The organism is Faecalibacterium sp. DFI.5.82, assembly GCF_029076575.1.
Taxonomy (GTDB): domain Bacteria; phylum Bacillota; class Clostridia; order Oscillospirales; family Ruminococcaceae; genus Faecalibacterium; species Faecalibacterium duncaniae.
The window spans coordinates 1-313 of the sequence record NZ_JARFIS010000464.1 but is presented as its reverse complement, the minus strand read 5'-3'; the positions used below and the strand labels follow the sequence as shown (position 1 = coordinate 313).

The following is a 313-nucleotide window of genomic DNA, read 5'->3' as shown; positions in this document are numbered from 1 at the left end:
ACAGGATGCCATCGGCCTTATGCTGGAAGATTGCAAAGTCTGCCCGGAGCCTTCTGTCCCTTCTGCACTCCATGTTGACCCGGAAGAGGTTGTGGTGATGGTGCCTTTCGATATGGAAGAGTACGAAAAGCGGTACAGACCCGTAAAGAAAACCCTTTCCATTCCCGGCTGGCTCAACGTTGCCGCCGAATCGGCACATATCAACTTTTCCGGCGTCCTTCAGGATGCGCTGAAAGAGAAACTCCATCTGGCGTAATTATAGGCATAAGTACAACAACAGCCGCCCAGCGAGACCGTGAGGTCGCTGGGCGGC

Annotated in this window: 1 protein-coding gene; it reads left to right on the top strand. The window is 54.0% G+C overall.

Annotated elements, in window-relative coordinates:
* The coding region (locus P0G09_RS17440; RefSeq protein WP_275253305.1) for a type II toxin-antitoxin system HicB family antitoxin at positions 1-256 on the top strand (256 nt) is incomplete at its 5' end.
* Positions 257-313: the final 57 nt, after the last annotated feature.